This window comes from Thermobaculum sp. T2p (assembly GCF_059335935.1).
The window spans coordinates 1-22,886 of sequence record NZ_JANZYQ010000014.1 but is presented as its reverse complement, the minus strand read 5'-3'; the positions used below and the strand labels follow the sequence as shown (position 1 = coordinate 22,886).

Annotated in this window: 17 protein-coding genes; 10 read left to right on the top strand and 7 right to left on the bottom strand. The window is 44.8% G+C overall.

The features are described from left to right. Positions 1 to 68 precede the first annotated feature (68 nt). Positions 69 to 326: a hypothetical protein gene (locus tag N2245_RS06790; RefSeq protein WP_494535976.1), complete on the bottom strand. Its 258-nt coding sequence runs from the start codon at positions 324 to 326 to the stop codon at positions 69 to 71. Between the two features lie 103 nt (positions 327 to 429). On the opposite strand from N2245_RS06790, the gene N2245_RS06785 reads away from it, so the two are divergent. Beyond that, the gene (locus N2245_RS06785; protein WP_012875030.1) at positions 430 to 756 is read left to right on the top strand and encodes a hypothetical protein; all 327 of its coding nucleotides are present in this window, start codon (positions 430 to 432) and stop codon (positions 754 to 756) included. Positions 757 to 763: 7 nt separating this feature from the next. Here the strand turns inward: N2245_RS06785 and N2245_RS06780 are convergent, their stop codons facing one another. From N2245_RS06780 to N2245_RS06770, 3 genes are read right to left on the bottom strand one after another with little or no spacing between them, the layout of a single operon-like run. Continuing rightward, on the bottom strand, positions 764 to 3,352 hold the full coding sequence (locus N2245_RS06780; RefSeq protein ID WP_494535975.1) for a DUF4129 domain-containing transglutaminase family protein: 2,589 nt from the start codon (positions 3,350 to 3,352) through the stop codon (positions 764 to 766). Beyond that, positions 3,349 to 4,629 (bottom strand): DUF58 domain-containing protein, encoded by a 1,281-nt coding sequence (locus N2245_RS06775; RefSeq protein ID WP_494535974.1) that lies wholly within the window; start codon positions 4,627 to 4,629, stop codon positions 3,349 to 3,351. Before N2245_RS06775 ends, N2245_RS06780 begins: the two co-directional genes overlap by 4 nt. Positions 4,630 to 4,647: 18 nt before the next feature. Then, a complete protein-coding gene (locus N2245_RS06770; protein ID WP_494535973.1) occupies positions 4,648 to 5,607 on the bottom strand; it encodes an AAA family ATPase in 960 nt (319 codons plus the stop codon). A 43-nt stretch (positions 5,608 to 5,650) separates the two neighbouring features. Between N2245_RS06770 and polX the strand changes: the two genes are divergently transcribed. Beyond that, positions 5,651 to 7,468, top strand: coding sequence for a DNA polymerase/3'-5' exonuclease PolX (gene polX, locus N2245_RS06765; protein WP_494535972.1), 1,818 nt, complete (start codon positions 5,651 to 5,653; stop codon positions 7,466 to 7,468). Here polX and N2245_RS06760 read toward each other — a convergent pair. Further along, entirely contained in the window at positions 7,465 to 11,007 is a 3,543-nt protein-coding gene (locus N2245_RS06760; protein WP_494535971.1) for a DNA polymerase III subunit alpha, read from the bottom strand. The two genes, polX and N2245_RS06760, sit on opposite strands and share 4 nt — an antisense overlap. A 404-nt stretch (positions 11,008 to 11,411) precedes the next feature. Between N2245_RS06760 and N2245_RS06755 the strand changes: the two genes are divergently transcribed. From N2245_RS06755 to N2245_RS06735, 5 genes are all read left to right on the top strand, one after another. Further along, on the top strand, positions 11,412 to 12,803 hold the full coding sequence (locus N2245_RS06755) for an RNA polymerase sigma factor RpoD/SigA (protein ID WP_494535970.1): 1,392 nt from the start codon (positions 11,412 to 11,414) through the stop codon (positions 12,801 to 12,803). Positions 12,804 to 12,819: 16 nt separating this feature from the next. Next, on the top strand, positions 12,820 to 13,884 hold the full coding sequence (locus tag N2245_RS06750; protein ID WP_494535969.1) for a sensor histidine kinase: 1,065 nt from the start codon (positions 12,820 to 12,822) through the stop codon (positions 13,882 to 13,884). After that, positions 13,881 to 14,597, top strand: coding sequence for a response regulator (locus tag N2245_RS06745; protein ID WP_494535968.1), 717 nt, complete (start codon positions 13,881 to 13,883; stop codon positions 14,595 to 14,597). Before N2245_RS06750 ends, N2245_RS06745 begins: the two co-directional genes overlap by 4 nt. 92 nt (positions 14,598 to 14,689) lie before the next feature. Then, the gene (locus tag N2245_RS06740; protein ID WP_494535967.1) at positions 14,690 to 15,295 is read left to right on the top strand and encodes a hypothetical protein; all 606 of its coding nucleotides are present in this window, start codon (positions 14,690 to 14,692) and stop codon (positions 15,293 to 15,295) included. A 123-nt stretch (positions 15,296 to 15,418) separates the two neighbouring features. Next, on the top strand, positions 15,419 to 16,432 hold the full coding sequence (locus N2245_RS06735; RefSeq protein WP_494535966.1) for an NAD(P)H-dependent glycerol-3-phosphate dehydrogenase: 1,014 nt from the start codon (positions 15,419 to 15,421) through the stop codon (positions 16,430 to 16,432). Here N2245_RS06735 and N2245_RS06730 read toward each other — a convergent pair. Continuing rightward, entirely contained in the window at positions 16,429 to 17,715 is a 1,287-nt protein-coding gene (locus N2245_RS06730; RefSeq protein WP_494535965.1) for an adenylosuccinate synthase, read from the bottom strand. The genes N2245_RS06735 and N2245_RS06730 overlap by 4 nt on opposite strands. 178 nt (positions 17,716 to 17,893) lie before the next feature. Between N2245_RS06730 and gyrA the strand changes: the two genes are divergently transcribed. The 3 genes from gyrA (at position 17,894) to nadD (ending at position 21,833) form a co-directional block, all read left to right on the top strand. After that, the gene (gene gyrA, locus N2245_RS06725) at positions 17,894 to 20,323 is read left to right on the top strand and encodes a DNA gyrase subunit A (protein WP_494535964.1); all 2,430 of its coding nucleotides are present in this window, start codon (positions 17,894 to 17,896) and stop codon (positions 20,321 to 20,323) included. A 94-nt stretch (positions 20,324 to 20,417) separates the two neighbouring features. After that, the gene (locus tag N2245_RS06720) at positions 20,418 to 21,203 is read left to right on the top strand and encodes a mechanosensitive ion channel family protein (protein ID WP_494535963.1); all 786 of its coding nucleotides are present in this window, start codon (positions 20,418 to 20,420) and stop codon (positions 21,201 to 21,203) included. 9 nt (positions 21,204 to 21,212) lie between these two features. Then, a complete protein-coding gene (nadD, locus tag N2245_RS06715) occupies positions 21,213 to 21,833 on the top strand; it encodes a nicotinate-nucleotide adenylyltransferase (RefSeq protein WP_494535962.1) in 621 nt (206 codons plus the stop codon). Here nadD and N2245_RS06710 read toward each other — a convergent pair. After that, positions 21,830 to 22,687: a bifunctional 5,10-methylenetetrahydrofolate dehydrogenase/5,10-methenyltetrahydrofolate cyclohydrolase gene (locus N2245_RS06710; protein ID WP_494535961.1), complete on the bottom strand. Its 858-nt coding sequence runs from the start codon at positions 22,685 to 22,687 to the stop codon at positions 21,830 to 21,832. The genes nadD and N2245_RS06710 overlap by 4 nt on opposite strands. Between the last annotated feature and the right edge of the window lie 199 nt (positions 22,688 to 22,886).

Genomic DNA, 22,886 nt, shown 5'->3' with positions numbered 1-22,886 from the left:
AGTATAAACGGTACTGCATCTGATTTTGAGCTACCAATCGGGTTCATCATACCCGATTGGTAGCATTTTTAAGTTCTTCCCACAGAACTATGACCGCCAGTTATAGCGGTTTGTGTTTCGCATTCTATCTCGTGCACATCTCTGAGCATCCTGATCGCGAGTTCCACAACACAGCTTGGATGCAAGTATACGTCTGCACCATTTCCCCACCAAGCAACTATAGTGCCCTGTAAGGGATATCCACAGTAAAAGCATGGTGTGCCGGATGGTATTGGTCTATGGCTTTCAGTAGCTGGGTGTTGCTCATCAGTTGTGTGTGTAACCATACTTTTTGCTCCTTGCTGAAAATATTAAGTCTCCGAAAAATCACTAGCACTAGTCACGCTAAGGTAGAATATACAGATCTTATGATATTGAAGGGAGATGGCGATGAACATCTACAGCAACATGCTAAGAATAAAGGAAAGACTTCAAGCAAGAAGTGCAAGCCCCCAAACGCTTAAGATGATGGACAAGTACATATCCTTGGCTAGTAAAGTAGCGGGAAGCGAGCATACTTCCACTCTTAGAGTGCTAAGTGAGCTCATGAAAACTCCTGAGGCTCTAGGCAACATGTCTATCTACAACGACTTGGCAGCGCTCGAAGAAGAATTGCAACAAGAGCGAATTGAGATCCAGAAAGAGAGAGAGCAGATCGAATCCAGACCAATCCCCAAGCCTAAGAAGTACTATAAGCAACATAAAAACAAGAAATAGTGCTGCTTTATTCTCTCCTTAGTATGTTACTTATCCTAATTAGCCAGCGATAGCAATAGCTGGGCAAGTTCCGAATAGTACCTAGCAGAATGATTTTCCAATCATTCTTTAGTGTGCTAGAACTCACGATTTTATGCCCATACACCTCCTCTACGTAGCTGCTAGTTATTCTATCTACGGCATCAGAAGCTCCAGGCACTGCTGAAGATAGTTGCATTGCAAACTCATTTGGAGTCTTACTCTTAGCTGGTATAACTCCTATGAGATACGCCAAGCGTATCAGTTTAGCGTATTGCCTCCTAGCACCAGAGAGTCCACGAAGCTGGAACACTAAAACACCATAGCATGCTGATACCAGTATTATTAGTGAAGACAATACATAAAAAGGTATCCGCATGAAGTCGAAGATATCTCTTGAATTAGATATCTCTTGATTGGATCCTCCCTGAGCGGCAGTCCGATTGACTGTATCAGGATTAACAGCATTCCTATCCGGAGCCTGAGGGGCTACCGTCCCTCCACCGATTGCAGGAGATCGGTTGATCTCGGGCCTAGCCGGCGTGGGTTCATAGTTGACCCACCCGTACCCAGGATAGTAAACCTGCACCCAGGCATGAGCTAGAGACTCTGTTACAACATATCTACCAATACGACTATCGTATTTACCCGGAGCAAAGCCAGTTGCGACACGTGCAGGTATGCCTATAGAACGAAGCATAACTACCATAGCCGATGAAAAATATGTGCAGTAGCCTTCCCTTTGATGAAAGAGGAAATAATCTACGAAGTCCTCACCTTCAGGTGTAGGAGGCATGTTCTCTCTATACTTCATCTTGCGAAGATATGCTTCTATAGCACTGGCCTTTTGATGAGTGGTCTTAGCATTCCTTGTAATATCTAAAGCCAGCTGCCTTACCCTATCGGGTAAATTCGGGGGCAACTGCAAGTACTTATCCTTGACCCATTGAGGAGGCTGTTGTGTTACCTTATTCAACTGGGCATCCGTAGGGTTAGCAACTATAGAAGTAGCCTTATAAGTTTGACCAGGTTCCAATGGGTCTATGGCAGTCACGCTCATAATGTCTCGAATATTGGTCTTATAGTAGGAGAAGGTTATAATTCCCTCACCCCGTACATACCTATAAGTAGTTTCGAGCCCATCCTCTCTTAATCCAAGCATGTAAGACTGTAGCTCGTTAGCGCCAGCTCGAAGTCGATAGAACTCAGAGTCCTGATAATTTTGAGATTGCTCAGTTGTAGGTGTCGCGCTAATAATATTTCGTCTGAAGACAACACCATCCGCTGTCGCTCGAAGAATTTTATCGGGACCTATAGACAAGATTAAATCACGCAGCCGAACTAACTCGTCAGAGTACTCAGCAGCATTGGAGGGCTCTTTACGGGAATCTATAGACCATCTACCCGTTACCTTCTCCCTTGACAGATCCCATATGGCATCCTTGTCAAAAGAAACAGCTCTATCTGCAGCAAGAAGAGTGTGCCCTAGAGGAATCCTCAATGTAACCTCTTGATCTACCCTTTGTAAACCGTCCCTTAAAGGTCCAAGCTGATCCTTAGGAACTAGCTGAGGAGACTCTACCTTGATAGAAGTCTCTGGATTTTCAGCACTTGATTGCTCCCAACTTGTGCCCGTATATATATCGTAGGCCGCAGCTTGCCAATACTGCAGAGGATCTCCTAAGGCAATAAAGACCACTCTATTACCCAGATTCAAAGGGCCACCCAGGCGAAAGTTATTCGTGAAGCTTGCGAAGCCTCCACCAATGCCAGAATCCGAAGGTCGAGCCCCATATAGGAAAGCAAAAGCTCGCTCCCAACCATCCTGCAACTTATGAATTGGGGTGCTTATGTTTTTCCAAGCAGATTGCAATGTAGTGGCAGCTAATTTGTCTGGACCTCTCCAGGCTAACATCAAAAGTAATATGGATATCGCTGTCCCTACCAAGAACAGCCTTGTTGGAAGACTCGAATCATAAGAGACCCCTTCACGTGCCCATCTCTCTGAGCTGTTAGAGAAGTGGGAGTATATCATAAGGAGAAGAGACAAAAATAGAAATATACCAAAGGTAGCATAGTCTCTAGCAGGGCTATAACTCACATTAACTAATATAACTACACCGGTAGGTATAATTGCCCACCATACCCAGCCATAATTAAGCACAAACCAGGCATTGTTATAAGCTAAGAGCCAAACTATAAATGCCATAACAAATATAAAAACTAGTGGATCATAGCTCCGCCCTCCATCCATAACTATAGATATCCACTCTCGCAGGTGTGCTAGCACTACTGAGCTTCTCGCTTCCCCATCCAGAACAACCGGATCTAAAGTTCTCCCGGTTTGCCAGGTGACTATAAAGAATCCAAGTATAAAGGCTAGAACATGGGACTTGACAGGGCTTATGTTACTTCTGGAAAGAAAGAAACCTATGAACGTACCAAGTATTGCAACCCATATTAATATCTGGAGACCTGGGGCCCATTGAGCCTCCTTTATTGAATTTGCCGTAGTAACGACCATTAGTAGTAAAAGGAAGGTCGCAAATATATCCCTGGGCCTTATCGATAGGCTCATATAACTCTCCTCCTAGCATCCCCTGAAAGCGAATAGCTCAAGCTAGGCTCTCCCAATATGTAGCTTATGTCATCACCATTACGAAGAATGTAAGTTACGGATTTGGCCGCAGAAGTGTTTAGTGAATAAGCGGGCCTTGGGGCCCTTTTGTCAAAGCTCCTAGATTCTATTAGCACTTCAGCAAACTGTACGTATCGGCCCCGTCCTAGTGCCAAGCCCGCAACCCAATCCCTCGAGATGTCAGGGGTAATTACTACTATCGAATAATTACCAGCGAATAGAGGTTGACTATGAATCAAAACTTCCTTTAGGCTCGGTCCAATACTCACATCAACTAATGCCAGGACATCCAGTATTTTCCATAACTGCTTTATACCCCTATCAGGTAGCACCACATACCTATCTTTACTCCAGGTAATAAGTCCTACGCTCCTGCCCCTTTCCAAAAGACAAGATGCCAAGGATGAGGCTGCGGTAACTGCATACTCGACGGTCGAGTTGAGATACCTTCTAGACGGATCATCCCTGACATGGCACTCATGACTAGCAGTTGGAACATGCCACCTTCTATTAAGATCAAGCACAATCCATACATCAGAGACTGGATCGAACTCAAACTCCTTGACCATCAGCCGCTGATGCCTAGCAGTAGCCTTCCAGCTTACATGGCTCAGACTATCCCCAGGAGTGTAATCCCTCACAGAGCTGGCATAAGGATTAGCCTGAAAAGTACGCTTTTGAGTTATGCTTCCCCCGGGTAGCTCCAAGGCAGGAACTCTAAAGTCGGATATTGTAACTATCTGAGGATAAATTACTAGTTCGTGGGATCTACCTATTTGAACAGTTCTAGAGAATATGCCGAATGGGTCCGAAGCGGTAACCGTCAGTGGACCCAACCTATATACTCCTCTACGCTCGCAGACGGTTCTTCTCCACCAACGTCTTTCGGTCTTAGAGGGTACAGTAATGACGCTTCCTGTATCTCTACCTGGTAAATCACCGCCGTCATGCACTTCCAGCCAGAACTTGGGGATTCTAGAAGTATTGATAAATGAAATTCTTTCACGTAGAACGTCACCAACCTGCACTCTAAGGGTAGGCTCTGGGCGAACGACCTTGAGTCCTCTAAAGGCCAAGACCACCCATAGCCAAGCTACAGCTGTTACCCCAAGTATCAACCAAAAAAGCACGAATAATAACCGCCAGCCAGTAGAGACTGCAGCCAACCCTACAGTTATAAGTAACAGTCCTAATACTGCAGGACTAATTCTAGACATACATACAAACCTGCAATTTTATCTACGAATAACAGACCTAGTACCAGGAACAGTTACGCTCTCTAAGACATTAGATATAACTGACTCTGTTGTCACTTCCCTCATGCGAGCGGAAGGGTTGAGAATTATTCGATGCGACAGTACGGGAATCACAACAGATTTTACATCGTCAGGTATAACATAGTCCCTACCAGAGATCGCAGCACGCGCCTGGGCAACTCTGTATATACCAAGTGAACCCCTAGGACTTGCGCCCAAGTAAACATCTGGATGCTCTCTGGTCGCAGAGGTTATATTTACGATATATTCGCTTATCAGCCTGTCTACATATACAGACTTAACCGCTTCTTGCGCCTCCAATATATCTGCTGGACTAACTACCTGGCCAATTTCCTCCAAGGGGTGTCTTATGTGCTGACTCTCTAGCACAGAAATCTCATCAGACTTATCTGGATACCCTATGGCCATCCTTATAAGAAACCTATCTAACTGGGCCTCTGGCAATGGGAAAGTGCCCTCGTACTCAATAGGATTCTCTGTAGCAATAACCAGAAAAGGCTCAGGAAGACTATGAGTCACACCATCAACGGTAACCTGTTTCTCCTCCATCGCCTCCAATAGGGCTGACTGTGTCTTGGGAGTAGCTCTATTAATCTCATCTGCCAGCACAACTTGAGCGATGATTGGACCTGGCCTATATTCAAACTCTCCAGTTTTTTGGTTATATATAGATACGCCTATTACATCGCTAGGAAGTAGATCAGGAGTGAATTGGATACGCTTGAACGAACAACCTAGAGATGCTGCTAGAGATTTTGCCAAGACCGTCTTCCCTACTCCAGGTACATCCTCGAGAAGGATATGGCCCTTACTAAGCAATGCTAAGATAGCTAACTCTATTTCGTCCTTTTTGCCCAGAATAACTTTCTGTATGTTCTCTGATATCCTTTGAGCTATTGAAGCTACGTCAACCAACATCCCCACCTTTTTAAATTAGTTTACATAGGAGTACGGTAACTGTTTGCTTTATTATAACAGCGAGATCACTTACGGCAAATCAGTAAAGATAACTATATCCACGGAGGCCAAGAAAGCAGTGCGAGATCAAACCATCTCAAATCATGACATAGCAGAGAAATTCAGGCTGCTGGCAGACCTTCTTGAAATAAAGGGAGAGGCATCCTATAAAATTGCAGCGTATCGTAAGGCTGCAGATTCCATAGATCACACCCCCGAGTCTTTATCTATTCTAAGGCAACAAGGCAAGCTTGAGACCATTCCCGGCGTAGGTAAGGCAATAGCTCAGAAGATAGAAGATCTGCTAGATACAGGAACTTTCGAACTGTTAGAAGAGGTTACATCGGAGTACCCACCGACACTCCGTGAATTGCTGCAGGTGCCTGATTTGGGACCCAAAAGAGTCAAACTACTATGGGACGAGTTGAAGGTAGGCTCTCTGGATGCCTTAGAGCTGGCTATAGAAGATGGGAGAATCTATAAGGTAAAGGGTCTAGGGCCTAAAGCCATAGAGAGGATAATAGAGGGGCTGAAATCCCTGAAAGGTCGAGATATAAGAATACCTATAGGAAAGGCAAGGGAGCTGGGTAAGCGTCTCATCCAACAGCTTCTTGAAAAGACCGATAAAGTGGAAAAGATAGAGCTGGCAGGAAGCATTAGGAGGTTCCGGGAGACTGCAGGAGATATAGATATAGTTGCTGCATCAGAACACCCAGAAGATATAATCGATACATTTTGCTCTCTGCCTATGGTCTACGACGTAAACATGAAGGGTGAAAATAGATGCAGGATCATGATCGAGGGCGGTATACAAGTTGACTTGATCTGTCTGCCTGCTCAGCATTGGGGGACTTTGCTACTGCACTTCACAGGTAGCAGGGACCATAACCTACACCTGCGTGACCTAGCATTGGAACGTGGAGCCCATATGAGTGAGTACGGGTTCAAGAAGAACGAACAGCTCATTACATTCCCAACAGAAGAGGAAGTCTATAAGTTTCTAGGAATGCAATACGTGCCCCCTGAAATGAGAGAGGACAGAGGTGAAATAGAGCTATCTCTGATTCACCAACTGCCAAAGGTAATTAGACAAAAGGATATCAAGGGCGATCTTCATATGCACTCAACCTGGAGTGATGGTAAGTGCAGCATCCGAGACATGGCGCTAGCTGCTAGATCTTTAGGATACGAGTACATATGTATAACAGATCATTCCCAAAGTCTTGGGATAGCTAGAGGCTTGACCCCAGAACGAATCGTCGAGCAAAGGAAGGAGATAGAATCCCTCAATAAAGAACTAGCACCGTTCAAGATATTACACGGCATAGAGATGGAAGTCCTTAGTGATGGCAGCGTGGACTTGCCTGATGAGGTGCTCAGGGATCTGGATATCGTTATAGCAAGCGTACATTCGGGACTAAGGCAAGGGAGAGAGAAAGTTACGTCCAGGGCATTAGCAGCAATACGACACCCGCTAGTTGACATACTTGCTCATCCTACAGGACGAATAATAGGGAGCAGGGAGGGTGGGGATTTTGATCTTGAGGCTATCTTTAGAGAGGCAGCTCGAACAGGAACAATACTAGAGGTAGATGGTGACCCTAATAGACTAGACCTTAGAGACGTCAACGCCCAGGAGGCTGTAGACTCGGGCTGCCTAATCAGCATCAGCAGCGATGCACATAGCATTGAAGGACTATATAACATGGAATACGGAGTCGGCACAGCAGCCAGAGGATGGTTGCAGCCTCAAGATGTTGTCAATACTAGGCCCTTAAATGAGATGCTGAAATTACTTAAGAGAAACAAGAATAGGAACTAGGCGACCTGTACCTTATCGCCATTATTATTGACGTAGAGTCGCCAGCATCTAGAACCTAGTACTTTCTCCAGATCCTTTTCCAGTACAGCACTAAATGATACTTCTAGGTTCGTGGGTTCTATGACCACGAACCTAGAACCCACTGGTAGCTGGATCAGGATCTTGTCGTCGCCAGGGTGAGATCTAAGTAGCTTATAAAGAGCGTGCATCCTTTCTATATCTACCTCAAGATCATCAGACACCGGGAAGCGTATTCGTATTTCGTAAGCTCTAGCATTTTCCAGAGACGGAGAGTCATCTTCAAGCAGAGATTCTACTTCCCTCGATATTTCATCTCCAGAATCACTATCTATCTTCGCCACGGATTCACAGACAATCTGAAAGCTTTCCTGTCTCTCATCTAGCTTGCCTGTCACAAGAAGTACGGCATCGCTAACAAGTAAATCTCTATACTTTTCATATTGTTCGGGGAAAACTACAAAATCTATACTAGAGGTTTGGTCCTCCAACCTGCCTATAAGCATCTCTTGTTGCCTCTTTGTTGTCCTGATCTGCGGATTTACCAGCATAGCAGCCACCCGCACGGTCTGGCCTACCATTTCTTCAGAAATCTCAGAGATCAGAGATGTGCTGTCTAAACGTCTCTTGCCAAGTACTGCGTTAAGGGGATGCTCACTGAGGTAGAGACCGAGCATCTCCTTTTCCCAAGCAAGCAGTTGCTCCTTGGGGGCTTCATCGACTTCAGGAAGGCTTAGAGACGGTAAGTGATCTTGAGCCGAAAAAGCCTCACCAAACAAGCTGAACTGTCCCAGATCTGATGCCCGCTGCATTTTCTGATTCAGGGCTATTGCCTCGTCAATAGCTGCAAGGAGTTGGCTTCTATGACCAAACTCGTCAAAGGCTCCGGCTTTAATAAGACTTTCAAGTGCTCTTTTGTTGATTTGCTTGAAGTCAACAACCGTGCAGAAGTGCTCAAAAGACTTGAAGCGCTTATCTGGTAGCGACTCCCTGGCGTTCACGATGGCTCTGATAGGACCTGACCCAACGTTCTTCACAGCGCCCAGGCCAAACCTTATGGGGATAGGTTCACCCGGGCGCTGCGACTGGGGTTCCAGCGTGAACTCCTCAAAGCTGTCGTTCACACTTGGTGGAAGTACCCTTATGCCCATTCTATTACATTCAACTATTCCAGAAGCAACCTTCTCTGAGTTATCCATGCCCACTGTAAGCAGTGAGGACATATACTCGGAGGGATAATTAGCCTTCAGATATGCTGTCTGATAGGCCACTAGGGAGTAAGCTGCAGCATGTGCTTTGTTAAAGCCATACCTGGCAAAGGGTTCCATCCAGTCCCACAGTTCTCGAGCTTTTTCTGGAGACAATCCCCCGTGTTCTTGGCAACCCTTTATAAACTTATCTCTTTGGGCCTCCAATTCTTCACGTATCTTCTTACCAACAGCTTTTCTAAGCTTGTCAGCCTCCTCCCAGGTGTATCCAGCTATCTCTATTGCAATCAGCAGTATGTCATCCTGGTATACAAGCACACCATAAGAATCCTTAAGAATAGGTTCCAGTCCAGGAACTAGGTATTCAACGGGTTCCCTACCGTGCTTACGTGCAATATACGTAGGTATCATGTCCATAGGGCCAGGGCGATAGAGGGCTATCATAGCCGCTACGTCCCGTATATTTGAAGGCTTGAGCTCTCTTATATATCTCCTCATGCCTGCAGACTCTAGCTGGAAAACACCTGTGGTTTCACCCGAAGAAAGTAACTCATAAGTCTTGGTATCATCTAGAGGTAGCTTGTCAAGCTCGATATCTATGCCTCGAGTCTGCTTGATAGTTTTGACAGCTCTACCCAGGATCGATAGGTTGGCCAGTCCCAAGAAGTCCATCTTGAGCAACCCTATCTTCTCGCACATACGCATATCGAACTGTACAAGAGGCCTTGAGCCGTTCTTATCCTTCTGAAGAGGTGCATAGTTTATGATTGGCTCGCGTGAGATAATGACCCCAGCAGCATGGGTAGAGGCATGTCTCGTTACACCCTCCAGCTTGGAAGCCACATCTATAAGTTGCTTTATCTTCTCATCTCGCTCGTACCACTGCCTTAGCGCCAAAGAGTTCTCCAGAGCTTCCTTTATGGACCACCCTGGTTGGATCATTTTTGCTATGGTATCGGTATCGCTATAGCTGATACCCAGAGCTCTACCTACATCTCGGACAGCAGCACGAGCTTCCATTGTGCCGAAGGTAATGATTTGCGCTACGTTCTCTTCACCATACTTGGAGGTAACATACTCTATTACTTCCTCCCTTCTTTTATCTTCGAAGTCCATATCAATATCGGGAGGACTAGGTCTATGTATGGTAAGGAATCTTTCGAAAGGAAGCTTGTATTCTATAGGATCTGCAGTCGTTATGTTGAGAAGATAAGAAACCAGGCTTCCAGCTGCTGAGCCTCGACTTGTAACAGCTATTCCTCTACTTCTAGCCCAGTTTACAAAATCCTGCACAATCAACATGTAGGCGGTATATCCCTTGGTATTGATTACGTTGAGCTCGTATTCAAGTCTATCGCGAATCTCCTGAGTCACTTCTGAATACTTTTGCTTGAGCCCCTCCTCACACAGATATCTTAGATAGGACTGTAGGTCGTAACCATCAGGAACATCAAAGTGAGGCAAAATCCACTTACCCATTGGGATTTGCAGGTTACACATCTCAGCTATTAGAGCGGTATTCTTAATTGCTTCCGGATAATCCCTGAAAGCTTGCTCCATTTCCTGAGGAGAGCGCATATAGTTAGTATCACTACTCATCCTCATACGATTCTTGTCAGTAACCTGCTTACCCGTTTGGACGCATAGCAATATATCCTGGATAGCAGCATCTTCCTGTCGTGGATAATGCACGTCACAGGTAGCTACTAGAGGTATTTCCAAGTCCTTGGCAAGCTCTATAAGCTTAGTGTTAGCTATACGTTGTTCTTCAAAAGGATGATCCTGTAACTCGATGAAGTAGTTCTCACGACCTACTATGGACCTGTATTTATCAGCTAGTTCCCTTGCCTCCTTATCCTTTCCTTGAAGTAATAGTTGTGGAACTTCTCCACCAATACAGGATGATGTAACTATAAGACCTTTGGAGTACTTAGCTAAAAGCTCGTGGTCTATCCTGGGTTTGTAGTAATATCCTTCAAGGAAAGCATAAGAAACAAGCTTAATAAGGTTTTGATATCCTTCATAATCCTTGGCTAAAACAAGAAGATGAGCATAATCTGAATCCAGCTTTTTCTCCCGATCATGTCTAGACCTAGGGGCCACATAAAGCTCACAACCTATGATAGGCTTTATTCCTGCCTCCAAGGCCTCGGTGTACATCTCGATGGCGCCATACATAACACCATGATCGGTCAGAGCAATGGCTTTCATACCATATTCTTTGGCGAGACTTACGTAATCCTTGATCTTCCCTAAACCATCTAGCAGGGAATAATCAGAGTGAAGATGAAGGTGTACAAAATCGCTCGACAAGGCTTAAACCTCCTTTCGGAGTATAGGATACCAGCATGTCTCTACAAGTTGGTACACTGCACCCAAAAGTGCCCGCCTAATAAACAAAAAACATTACACTATTTAGCAATTAGCATCCGTCACCATTTGACAAACAGTACTAGACAGAAGCTAATATTTGGAGTAGTATAAGCTCAAAGGGTCTTTAGTCCTTATTTCATGGTCGTCGTCCTGGAAAACAACAAAGGAAAGGAACGTAGGCGGCGCAATGATTTATACAATGTATTTGACCCTTCATTTCTTACCTACAGCTTTGGTAAGTAATTGTAACTACTTGGACACCGGCTGATTCCTGGCCTAGTACATAGCCATAATTTGAGATCATTAACTTAGGTGCAGAGCAGGAGTAGTAGGAGGCCAGGATAATGATTCAAGATTACAAGTTTCGTATTAGCATACCCAGTGATGGGGCGTTTATAGATGATGCCCATTTACAATCTGAAGAAAGCTTCGAATTAGAGGGCGAAGACATAGCAGTTGAATTCTCTGATGACTCCACTAATGATGTAGATCAGGAAGGTAGCGATCTAGGTGATCTCGAACATTTAGAAGACTACGCTGACGACCTGGACGAGCCAGTCCAGATGTACCTCCGGGAAATCGGTAGGGTTCCATTACTAACGGCAGAGCAAGAAGTTATCCTCGCCAAGAAGATAGAGCTATCTCGTAGGCTGGATGAATATTGGCTTCAACAGCACACAAATGCGGATATAACCTCGGTAGTTCTCAAGATATATAAGTCTGCATCTTTGGGTTATATACAAGCGAAAGAGTGGCTTCCCTCAGACATAAAATTACCTCTATCTGAGCTCTATCAAGCAGCTGTAACACATGCACGTGAGTCATTTGCAAAAGACGAAGAGGTTAAGAAGTTGTTGGAAGCAGAGCAAGACATGTGCTTGCTCCCCCCTCTTATCACCGACTACATAGAGCGTTCAAATAAGTGTCCAGATGTCAAAACAGTATCACAGGTCCTATTGACCAACAAAAGTATAGTAATTAACCACTGGAATAAGGTAAGAAAAGAAGGAGAAGGTGCAAAGTGTAAGCTGATAGAGGCCAATACAAGGCTAGTTGTAAGTATAGCTAAGAAATACCTGGGCAGAGGATTGTCACTACTAGATCTCATACAAGAAGGCAACATAGGCTTGATGAGAGCCGCTGACAAGTTTGACTATACTCGTGGGTACAAATTCTCTACCTACGCAACCTGGTGGATAAGGCAAGCAGTAACTAGAGCAATAGCGGATCAATCTAGAACTATACGTCTTCCAGTACACGTATGCGAAACCGTTAGTAAGATCCACAAGACAAGCCAGAAGTTACAACAAGAGCTCGGGCATGAACCTACAATAGAGCAGCTTTCCAGCGAGTTAGGTATACCTATAAAGAAGGTTATGCAGATACAACAGGCTTCTAAGTTCCCCGTATCACTGGAAGCTCCGATAGGAGAAGACGGTGATAGTATGCTAGGAGACTTCCTGGAAGACATACACGTGCTAAACCCAGTACAAAAAGCAGCTAATGACATACTTAGAGAGCAAATTAACTCCGTCCTCCAGAACCTTCCACCCAAAGAGAGAAAGGTTCTAGAGCTAAGGTTTGGGTTAGTTGATGGTAAATGCAGGACACTTGAAGAAGTGGGTAACGAATTTGCTATAACTAGGGAGCGTGTAAGGCAGATCGAGTGCACCGCCTTACGTAGACTAAGAGAAAACCATCTAATTAAGCAGTTAAGAGACTTTCTCGAAGATTAGTTGTAATAACTTAGTAATGGATTTTGATCAGACTGAAGCTTCCGTTCCAAGCTATATAGGGATCCTACCAGATCTAGTTGATCTGGTAGGATCCCTATGTGATCCTTACATATTGACCACCCAAGACGGAATTATCTTAGGATATAGTCATTGCACTACAGAATTACTAGATCTGGGTCGTGCATCCAGTCTAAGAGCTATTCTGTCCCCCGAAGATTGGGAAAAGATAGATAGCCTACTTCAAGACGACTCCACCACAGGTGGTGAGACTCTTATACCTGTCAGTATCGGAAGTAATACCGTCACATGGATCGTAAAGAGAGTCAGATCGCAATCTACAGGGTTATTTTTACACAGAATAACCTTATCAACCGAACAAGAAGAACCTAAAAGTGATTTTTTGAGCAACGTTACGCATGAATTAAGAACCCCTTTGACTGCACTAGTTGCTACCACTGAGGTAATGTTGCAAGATTACAAAGATATACCTCAATCTGAACTTGGAAGTATGATTAACCTTTTACACAGAAACACCCGAAGGTTGGAGGCTCTAGTTAGCAATCTACTAGATGTAGCTGCGATACAAAATGGCACCCTTCAACTACGGAAAAGCTGGGTATCAGTAGAATCTATAGTCAGAGATGCGGTTGACTTCGTCCAACCCCTACTTAATAGCAAGAACCAAAGGCTAGAGATAAGAACTATTGGTGAACCCCCCGCTCTGTTTGTTGATCAAAGAAGGGTCATAAGCGTTGTAGTAAATCTACTGTCTAACGCCAGTAGGTACGGCCCCCCAAATGAGCCTATACAGCTCATGATGGCCAACGAGGGAACCCTAGTAAGGGTCTCCGTCAGGCAGAGAGGCCCGGCAATCCCCAAGAATGAGATTGCAATGTTATTTAAACGGTTCTACAGAGCAAGCACTTCAGATAAGAACCCTGTTGGTACCGGATTGGGTCTAGCGATAGTTAAAGAAGTAGTAGAGATGCACGGAGGAATAGTAGGAGTAACAAGCCAATCTGGAAAATCAACCACTTTTTGGTTTACCCTTCCCATTGAAAACAAAAAGCAGGATCGATGATAAAGTCTACTGATCAGAATAAACCAAGCGTAGATAAGAAATTGAAGGTTCTGATAGCAGATGACGACTTGGACCTGCTTGATATACTGGCGTTTACACTACGAAGGGAAGGGTTCGAAGTTATAAAGGCCATAGATGGCAAAGAAGCCTTAGACAAAGTTTTCTCTGATCCTCCAGATCTCGTAGTTCTTGATGTTGCCATGCCTCACATAGACGGATTTGAAGTTTGCGCAAGACTGAGAGCCACTAGCTCTGTACCAATTATTATGCTTACCGCTAGAGGTCAAGATTCAGATATAGTACACGGACTAGAGCTAGGTGCTGATGACTACATAACCAAGCCCTATTCACCTAGAGAATTGGTAGCCAGACTACGAGCACTAGCCAGAAGATCTGCCAACACAAGTGGGACTCAGCGAATAATTGCGGGACCATTTCAGTTAGATTTGCAACATATGGAAGTGAGATACAAGGGAGAGTTAATTAGACTTACGAAACTCCAATTTGAGCTTTTCAAGTACATGGTAATGCATCAAGGAGAAGTCTTGCCTACAGAAGACTTAATGCGAAACGTTTGGGGTTATAGCATAGCAGCAGACGATAGCCTAGTCAAAACTCACATCTATTATCTTAGACAGCGTATAGAAGAAGACCCTACACATCCTAGACATATACTTACCGTACCAGGAGTAGGCTACCTCTTTCAACCCTGATCTTTTGTTCTCAAAAACTCTTATTTGACAACCTGCGTAATAACACATATACTAATAATGAACGCATGTTCATCATTTTCGAGGTGGTATAGGTGAAGAAGGAATTTATAATCGAAAGACAGGGGAAAAGCTTTGTCCTATACGCAGGATTGCTAGAGGAAGCACACGCTCAAGGGCTAAAGAGGATAGAGACAGAGCTGTTGCAAATTCCCACGCCGGAGAATGGTAACGTAGCTATATGTAAAGCTACAGTACAGACAGAAAAAGGCATCTTTACAGGTCTTGGAGATGCATCTCCCGAGAACGTATCGAAGCTCATGAGTCTACATCTCATAAGGATGGCTGAAACCCGAGCAAAGGCGAGGGCTCTAAGAGACGCCGTCAACGTAGGTGTAGCTGCTCTCGAAGAGCTAGCAGAAGACGAGCCGGAATCCACGCGTACATCCGAAGCAGATTCACTAGAAAGAGATAATACGGCAGAATTTGCTCCTAGTACCGAGGCAAGAGCAATTAGTGCTAGAAGTATAACCGAAAAGCAGCTCAATGCTATATACGCGATAGCTCAGAATAACCTCAATATGAGCAAAGAAGAGGTTGACGAGAAGTGCCAGAGCATATACGGCCATAGCCCTCAAGAGCTTACGAGATGGGAAGCTTCCAAGTTTATAGACATGTTGAAGGCTGATAGAGTAGCCTAGATCAAAACTCAACGATAAAATCAAGGGCCACATAGCTGGTTAGCTATGTGGCCCTCTTCTTTGGTATGGCAGCAACAAGAATTGTTAGTATAGCTTTTGAATCAAAAACAGAAGGAGTTATACTTGAAGCACACTACGGAGTGTATCACTGTAGTAGGGACAGGATCGTGGGGTACCGCACTTGCCACAATGCTCTCTAAAGAGCATAAGGTTACTCTTCTTTGCAGATCCAAAGAAGAAGCGGAAAAGCTATTATCTACACGAAGGAACGAAAGATTCCTTCCCTCTATAGTTTTGCCTGAGCAATTATGCATCACTGCGGATCCCGAGATCGCTACTAGCCATTATCCCGTAGTAATAATGGTAGTACCTTCAGCGTCAATGAGAGAAAACATCAGGATTCTAGCTCCTTACCTGAATGAGAATCACATAGTCTTAAGTGCCGCCAAAGGTTTTGAACCATGCACCGAGCTTCGAATGACCCAAGTTTTGCAGGCTGAGTTACCAGAGATTGACCCCAAGAACATCGGAGCGCTTTCGGGTCCGAACATAGCACTGGAAGTAGCTGAAGGCAAACCTTCAACTAGTGTAGTGGCATTTCCAGATGAGCAAGTTGCCATGAGAGTAATCACTGCACTTACCACAAAAACATTTAGAATTTATGGTAGTCGAGATGTTGTAGGAGTAGAGATAGCAGGAGCCCTAAAGAACGTCATAGCTATAGGTGCTGGGGCCATTGATGGCTTGGCAGCAGGTAATAACGCCAAGGCAGCATTTGTAACGAGAGGTATTGCGGAGATATCCAGATTTGGAATAGCTCAAGGAGCTAATCCGCTAACATTTGCAGGACTTGCAGGTATTGGAGATCTCATAGTTACGATCACTAGCAACTACAGTAGAAACAGATGGGTAGGACAAGAGTTTGCTAAAGGCAGGAAACTGGCTGATATATTAGCAGAGTTGCATCCTCAGGTAGCCGAAGGGGTAGAAACCACTAGGACAGCTTGGAAGATGGCTCAAGAGATAGGGGTGGAAATGCCAATCATCGAGCAAACCTACAAAGTTATTTTCGAGGGCAAACCTGTTCATGAGGCTCTAATAGATCTAATGAACAGAGAACCCAAGTTTGAGTCCTAACTCAAAGGGTCTTTGACCACTATAGTCTGACCTCTAGATGGACCAACCGATATTATCGACACAGGGATTTCCAACAGTTCCTCTATACGATGCACGTAATCTTGAGCCTCTTTAGGTAGATCTTCCCAGCTGGTAGCTTCACTAGTAGAAGTTTTCCACCCATCCAAATCCTCGTAGACTGGTACACACTCAGCAAGTACCTGTGACCTAGCCGGGAAATGACTGATCCGTTCTCCGCGGTACTCGTACCCAACACATATCCTAATCTTATCCAAACCATCTAGAACATCAAGTTTGGTGATAGCTATACTAGTAGAGCCATTTATCTCAGCAGCGTATTTGCTAGCTATAGCATCAAACCACCCGCATCTTCTTGGCCTACCAGTTGTAGTACCAAACTCGTGTCCCCTCTCTCTTATGTAGTCGCCATACTCATCATTTAACTCTGTGGGGAAAGGACCCTCCCCTACTCTGGTCATATATGCATGCATCACCACTAAGACATGAGATATGTCCTTAGGCGGTATTCCCATATAGGCACATGCACCACCCGAGGTCGTAAGAGAGCTCGTAACATATGGATAACTCCCACAATCCAAATCTAGTAATGTGCCTTGTGCACCCTCAAGTACCACCCACTCGCCTCGACGCAAGGCAAGCCTGATTGACTCTTCCGTATCACATATCATAGGTGAAAGAGCAGCGCACCATTCGTTTGCCTGAAAAACCAATTCTTCCACGTCTATTGTGGGGGAATCGAGAACGCACTCTAGGTATCGGTTGGCTATGAGCGCATTGGCCCGTACCTGACTTAGAAAATAATCTCTGTCAAGCATATCGCCAGCTCTAATACCATCCCGAGCAGCTTTATCAGTATAGGCTGGCCCTATACCTTTGCCAGTGGTGCCAATCCTTCTATCACCTCTACAGCTATCACGGGCTTTATCAATGGCTAGGTGATAGGGCATAACCAGATGCGCCCGCTCGCTAACGTAGAGATTAGATAGGTCTATACCTTTGCTCTTGATACTACCTATCTCTTCAATCAATGTAGCAGGATTCAACGCAACCCCTGCTCCTATCATCGCTTTGACACCAGAGTGAAAAACGCCACTAGGGATCTGATGTAGTGCAAACTTCCCAAGGTGGTTGACCACGGTATGGCCGGCATTAGCCCCGCCGCTATAGCGCACATTATAGGTAAACCTACCCGCGAGCAGATCTATTATCTTGCCCTTTCCCTCATCGCCCCAATGACCGCCCACTACCACTACCGCTGGCAATAAGTTCCTCCAGACACATTGATTTCATCGGGTTATACCCGCCCCAAACATTATATAGGCTTTTATATCTCCATCTAAAGGTTAGATATCCAGTCCCTTAAACCGGTATAATTATTATGTTGAACAAAATTTCTCTTTTTGAGCACTTTGACTACAACTAGGGGGTTGTTATAGGAAGATGGAGATAGGTGTAGTACGTCCTGTTGACATAGATCAAGAGATGCGCTCATCATACCTTGATTACGCTATGAGCGTAATCATGTCCAGAGCATTACCTGACGTGAGAGACGGATTGAAGCCCGTACAACGCAGAACACTCTACGCCATGTACCAGCTCGGACTCACTCAGTCAGCGAGATACAGAAAAAGCGCAGGTATCGTGGGTGAAGTATTGAAGCTATATCATCCTCATGGAGATTCGGCAGTATACGACACCCTAGTACGCATGGCTCAGGATTTTACGCTTAGGTACCCCCTAGTTGATGGCCAAGGCAACTTTGGGTCTGTAGATGGGGATAGCGCAGCAGCGATGCGTTACACAGAAGCCAGGCTAACTGGCTTAGCTGAGGAGATGCTGCGTGATATAGATAAGAATACCGTAGACTTTGTTCCCAACTATGATGATAGCGAGAGAGAACCCGTAGTACTACCCAGCAGGATTCCTAATCTACTGATCAATGGCTCCTCTGGAATAGCTGTGGGTATGGCAACAAATATCCCACCGCACAACCTACGTGAGATATGTAATGGTCTCATCTACCTGATCGATCATCCAGATGCCACAATAGAAGATCTATCTAAGATAGTCCAAGGGCCAGACTTTCCTACCGGAGGTATTATCCTCGGTAGGGAGGGCATACTCTCTGCCTATAGCACAGGTAAAGGTAAGATCATAGTTAGAGCCAAGGCACATATTGAAGAGCTGCGAGGCAATCGCTCAGCTATCATCGTCACCGAGCTGCCCTACCAAGTCAATAAGGCGGCCTTAATAGAGAAGATAGCCGAACTAGTCAAGGAAGAGCGTATCCCAAGCATATCTGATATCAGAGATGAGACTGATCGAAACGGTATGCGGATAGTTATAGAGCTGCGCAGAGAGGCTCAGCCACTAAAGGTGCTTAACCAGTTGTATAAGTTCACGCCTATGCAAACGACTTTTGGCGTCAACTCCCTAGCTCTCGTCGACGGAACCGTGCCGCGCATGCTCACATTGAAGCAGATGATGCGGCATTACATAGAGCACCGACAGATAGTTATCAGGCGCAGAACTGAATACGATCTCGATAAGGCTAGAGCACGAGCACATGTACTCGAAGGATTGATGATAGCTCTCAATAACTTAGATGCCGTCATAAATACAATCCGCAACTCTAGAAGTGCCGATGCTGCCAAAACCAAGCTGATGCAGGACTTTGGGCTTACAGAAGTCCAGGCTCAAGCAATTCTGGACATGCAACTGAGAAGGCTAGCAGCTCTGGAGAGGCAGAAAATAGAGGATGAGCTCAAAGAAGTAAGAACCCAGATAAGGGAATATGAGTCGATTCTGGCAAGTCCTGAAAAGGTATTAGCAATAGTCAAGTCTGATCTCCAGGAAATCAGAGATAAATACGGCGACGAACGTCGTACTAAGATAGTGGAAGCTAGCGGAGACATTAGAGACGAGGATCTCATACCAAATATCGAGGTAGCTGTAAGCGTAACCGATAGGGGGTATATCAAGAGACTACCACCAGATACCTATCGCACACAACGAAGAGGCGGTCGAGGTGTAAACGGGGTGGGAGTCAAAGACTCTGATGTAGTAGAGCACCTCCTGGTATGTAATACCATGGATAGCATCCTATTCTTTACCAATAAGGGTAAGGTTTACCAAATTAAAGCACACGAGATACCCGACTCAAGTCGAACCTCTAAAGGGCTTCCATTAGTCAACCTAATTAACCTAGAACCCCACGAAAGAGTGACTGAGGTAATAGCAGTCAGGGAATTCAAGCCAGATCGCTACCTTACGACTATAACCAAGAAAGGGAAGATAAAGAGGACTTCATTGGAGGAATACTCATCAGTTAGATCCAATGGACTAATTGCGATGTCACTAGAAGATGGGGATGAGCTAAGAGATGTTCGACTCCTAGGTGACAACGACGACATACTTGTCCTTACCGCTAAGGGGCAATCAATAAGATTCCCAGCCACAGATGTACGCCCAACTGGAAGGCAAGCAGTAGGTGTAACTGCTATCAGGTTATCAGAGGGTGATGAAGTAGTTGCTATGGAAGTTGTCCAAAGTGGTGCAGAGGTACTTTTAGTAACTAAGAAAGGTTTTGGTAAGCGGACATCTATAGACGAGTTTAACAGGCAATCCAGGGCTGGATCAGGAGCTAGAGCCATCAAGCTAGACGAGAAAACAGGTGATTTAGCTACTGCCAGGATGGCCCCAGAAGATTCTGAAGTTTTGATAGCCTCTGCCAGCGGGCAAGTAGTAAGGTTAAAGACTAATAGTATTAGTAAACAAAGCAAAGCAGCCAGAGGCGTATCTCTAATGACTCTGAAGCCTAATGATAGCGTCACCAGCCTAGCGATTATAGCCACCAACCACAAGAGATAACCTCAAATCCCAGCAGTAGAGATTCAGAATCTTGATTTGCTATTTCTGAGTCTCTACTGCTATAAACTCTTCAAAAACGCCTTAGGGATGAAACGTGATTCCTCAGGTCTACGATCTTACTCAGCAAACCCTGACTAAAGCTGCAGATATAATCGGCAAAATAGTTGTCCTACTAATTGCACTAATAATCTCGATCACAATTGGCAGATATATAAGGGACAGAATAGTTCGTACCGGAAACAGAGCCCTTCGAGATCCAGCAATCTTGGCATTGCTATCTAACATCGCCTTTGTTTCTGTAATCATCTTAGGCATACTCACTGCCCTCCCATTAGTAGGTGTACAAGTCACAGCGATAGTCACCGTGCTTGGTGTTAGTGGTTTAGCCGTCAGCTTGGCCCTGCAGGATATACTGAGAAACTTCATAGCAGGTATATACATACTTCTAGAGAAACCATTCAACATCGGTGACAGAATAACGATAAGGGATCAAACAGGAAACGTGCGTACTATAGAATTGAGAACTACCGTATTGGAGACGGATAATGGCACGAAGGTTATAATTCCCAACTCGGTATTGATGACAGACATCATCTCCAATAAAGCGGCCAGTAACCTATTACCATATCTAGTAACTATCAAGGCCAATAGAGAAGTTATATTACAGATCGTAGGTTGGTATCCGTCTCTAGCAAAGGAGATCCCAGAGCTGAACCTAATACCTCAACCTGAGACACGTATAGACCTGATAGAGGATGAAAACACAACTCTAGGTTTGAGATATTGGCTGCCTAAGGACAGCTTATTGATAGGTGAGATCGCAGCTAAAATAAAAGAACACTATCCACAAGTCAACATCAATGTAAAAGTAGAGGCATAAATCAAAACTATGGGAAAGATCGGTATAATGGGTGGTACTTTCGACCCCCCACATATAGGCCATCTAGCAGCAGCCGAGGAAGTTGGATATAGGTTAAGACTGGATAAGATACTCTGGATACCTACTGGTATTCCTCCACATAAGAGAGACACTCAGGTTACACCTCCTGAGCATAGGCTTCAAATGGTAAGACTTGCCATAGAGGGGAATAAGCTATTTGAGCTCTCCGATATTGAAGTAAAGCGCCCAGAAGTATCTTACACGGTTCATACCTTAGAGACGCTCAAGCAGCTAAACCCGAATGACTCACTCTTTTTCCTACTTGGGACAGACGAGTTCTCCTCGCTTTATCGTTGGTATATGCCTAATAAGATAGTGTACTTGGCCAACTTAGCCGTGATAAAGCGAGCTGGTATGGGTCCCGATATAGCCAAAGTCGAATCCGAGTTGCCTTGCATCAAAAACAGATATTTTCTAGTAGATGTACCTCACATACCTATTAGTAGTACAGAGTTAAGAGATAGAGTAAGAAAGGGGGAGCCTATAAGATATCTCGTTCCAGATAAGGTTATGGAGTACATCTACTATCACAAGCTCTATGTAGAGTGCGGTAAAGATGCTGCACCCTAAGGCTGATTAAACGCTAGCTTGATTAAATTACTTGCCAGCATTAAGTTGGTTAGCGGACCTATACCACCTGGTACAGGAGTAATAAAGCTTGCTAACGGGGAAACCGAATCAAAATCTACGTCTCCTACGAGTCTACCATTCACAAAATTTATTCCAAAGTCTATAACTATGATCCCTTCTCTTACCATATCTGCGGTGAGAGTATTGGGTCTCCCTACAGCTACGGCCACAATATCAGCGTTAAGTGTATAGTCTCTAATCGACTTGGACCTACTATGTAGCACGGAAACTGAGGCATGCTTCATAAGCATTAGCTGAGCGAATGGCTTTCCTACGACGTTACTCCTACCGATAACAACTACATTCTTTCCTGAAACATCTATCCCGTAGTGGTCAATCAGAGTAGCAGCAGCCATAGGAGTGCTCGGAATAACTTGAGGATTCCCTATGGAAAGGAGTCCAAAGTTATAAGGATGAATTCCTTCGACATCTTTCATAGGGTCTAGGGACTCTGCTACCCTAAGATAGCTTACACCACTAGGCAGAGGCATCTGTACCATGACACCATGTATATCTTCTGAACTACAAAGAGAGCGAATATGTACACACAGGTCTTCCTGTGTTATTGAACTAGAAAGCTGATGCACAAAACATCCCAGACCAAGCTTCTGAAACCATTTCTGAAGGTTCTGAGCATAAAGACAAGCATCAGGTTCTTCAGAAGGCAGGACAACAGCCAGGTTGGGAACATAACCTCGTGACGTTTGGAAATCTTGGATTTGACCCTCTAGCTGCTGCCTTACAGTCTTGGCAACAGCTTTACCATCGAGTATGTTATCAGGTCTATCTACCATACGAGCATAATAGCATAACAGCGTTCCGTCGATCCAACAGCATTTACCCTTGACATTCAGTGAAGGCTTTCGTTATTATGTAAACGCACTTGATACTATACAAGCCATATCGTTGAGAGTCCAAGGAATATTTGGGGTTTTTCCTTGACACTCATCTGTGGCTTGTATAGAATAGTGAGCGCCCCTGAGAGGGGTGTGG

Coding starts and splice junctions, on each gene's coding strand:
- N2245_RS06750 (WP_494535969.1), top strand. CDS start 12,820: ATGGATTTTGATCAGACTGAAGCTTCCGTTCCAAGCTATATAGGGATC.
- N2245_RS06775 (WP_494535974.1), bottom strand. CDS start 4,629: ATGTCTAGAATTAGTCCTGCAGTATTAGGACTGTTACTTATAACTGTA.
- N2245_RS06710 (WP_494535961.1), bottom strand. CDS start 22,687: ATGGTAGATAGACCTGATAACATACTCGATGGTAAAGCTGTTGCCAAG.
- N2245_RS06785 (WP_012875030.1), top strand. CDS start 430: ATGAACATCTACAGCAACATGCTAAGAATAAAGGAAAGACTTCAAGCA.
- gyrA (WP_494535964.1), top strand. CDS start 17,894: ATGGAGATAGGTGTAGTACGTCCTGTTGACATAGATCAAGAGATGCGC.
- N2245_RS06790 (WP_494535976.1), bottom strand. CDS start 326: ATGGTTACACACACAACTGATGAGCAACACCCAGCTACTGAAAGCCAT.
- N2245_RS06745 (WP_494535968.1), top strand. CDS start 13,881: ATGATAAAGTCTACTGATCAGAATAAACCAAGCGTAGATAAGAAATTG.
- N2245_RS06770 (WP_494535973.1), bottom strand. CDS start 5,607: ATGTTGGTTGACGTAGCTTCAATAGCTCAAAGGATATCAGAGAACATA.
- N2245_RS06755 (WP_494535970.1), top strand. CDS start 11,412: ATGATTCAAGATTACAAGTTTCGTATTAGCATACCCAGTGATGGGGCG.
- nadD (WP_494535962.1), top strand. CDS start 21,213: ATGGGAAAGATCGGTATAATGGGTGGTACTTTCGACCCCCCACATATA.
- N2245_RS06780 (WP_494535975.1), bottom strand. CDS start 3,352: ATGAGCCTATCGATAAGGCCCAGGGATATATTTGCGACCTTCCTTTTA.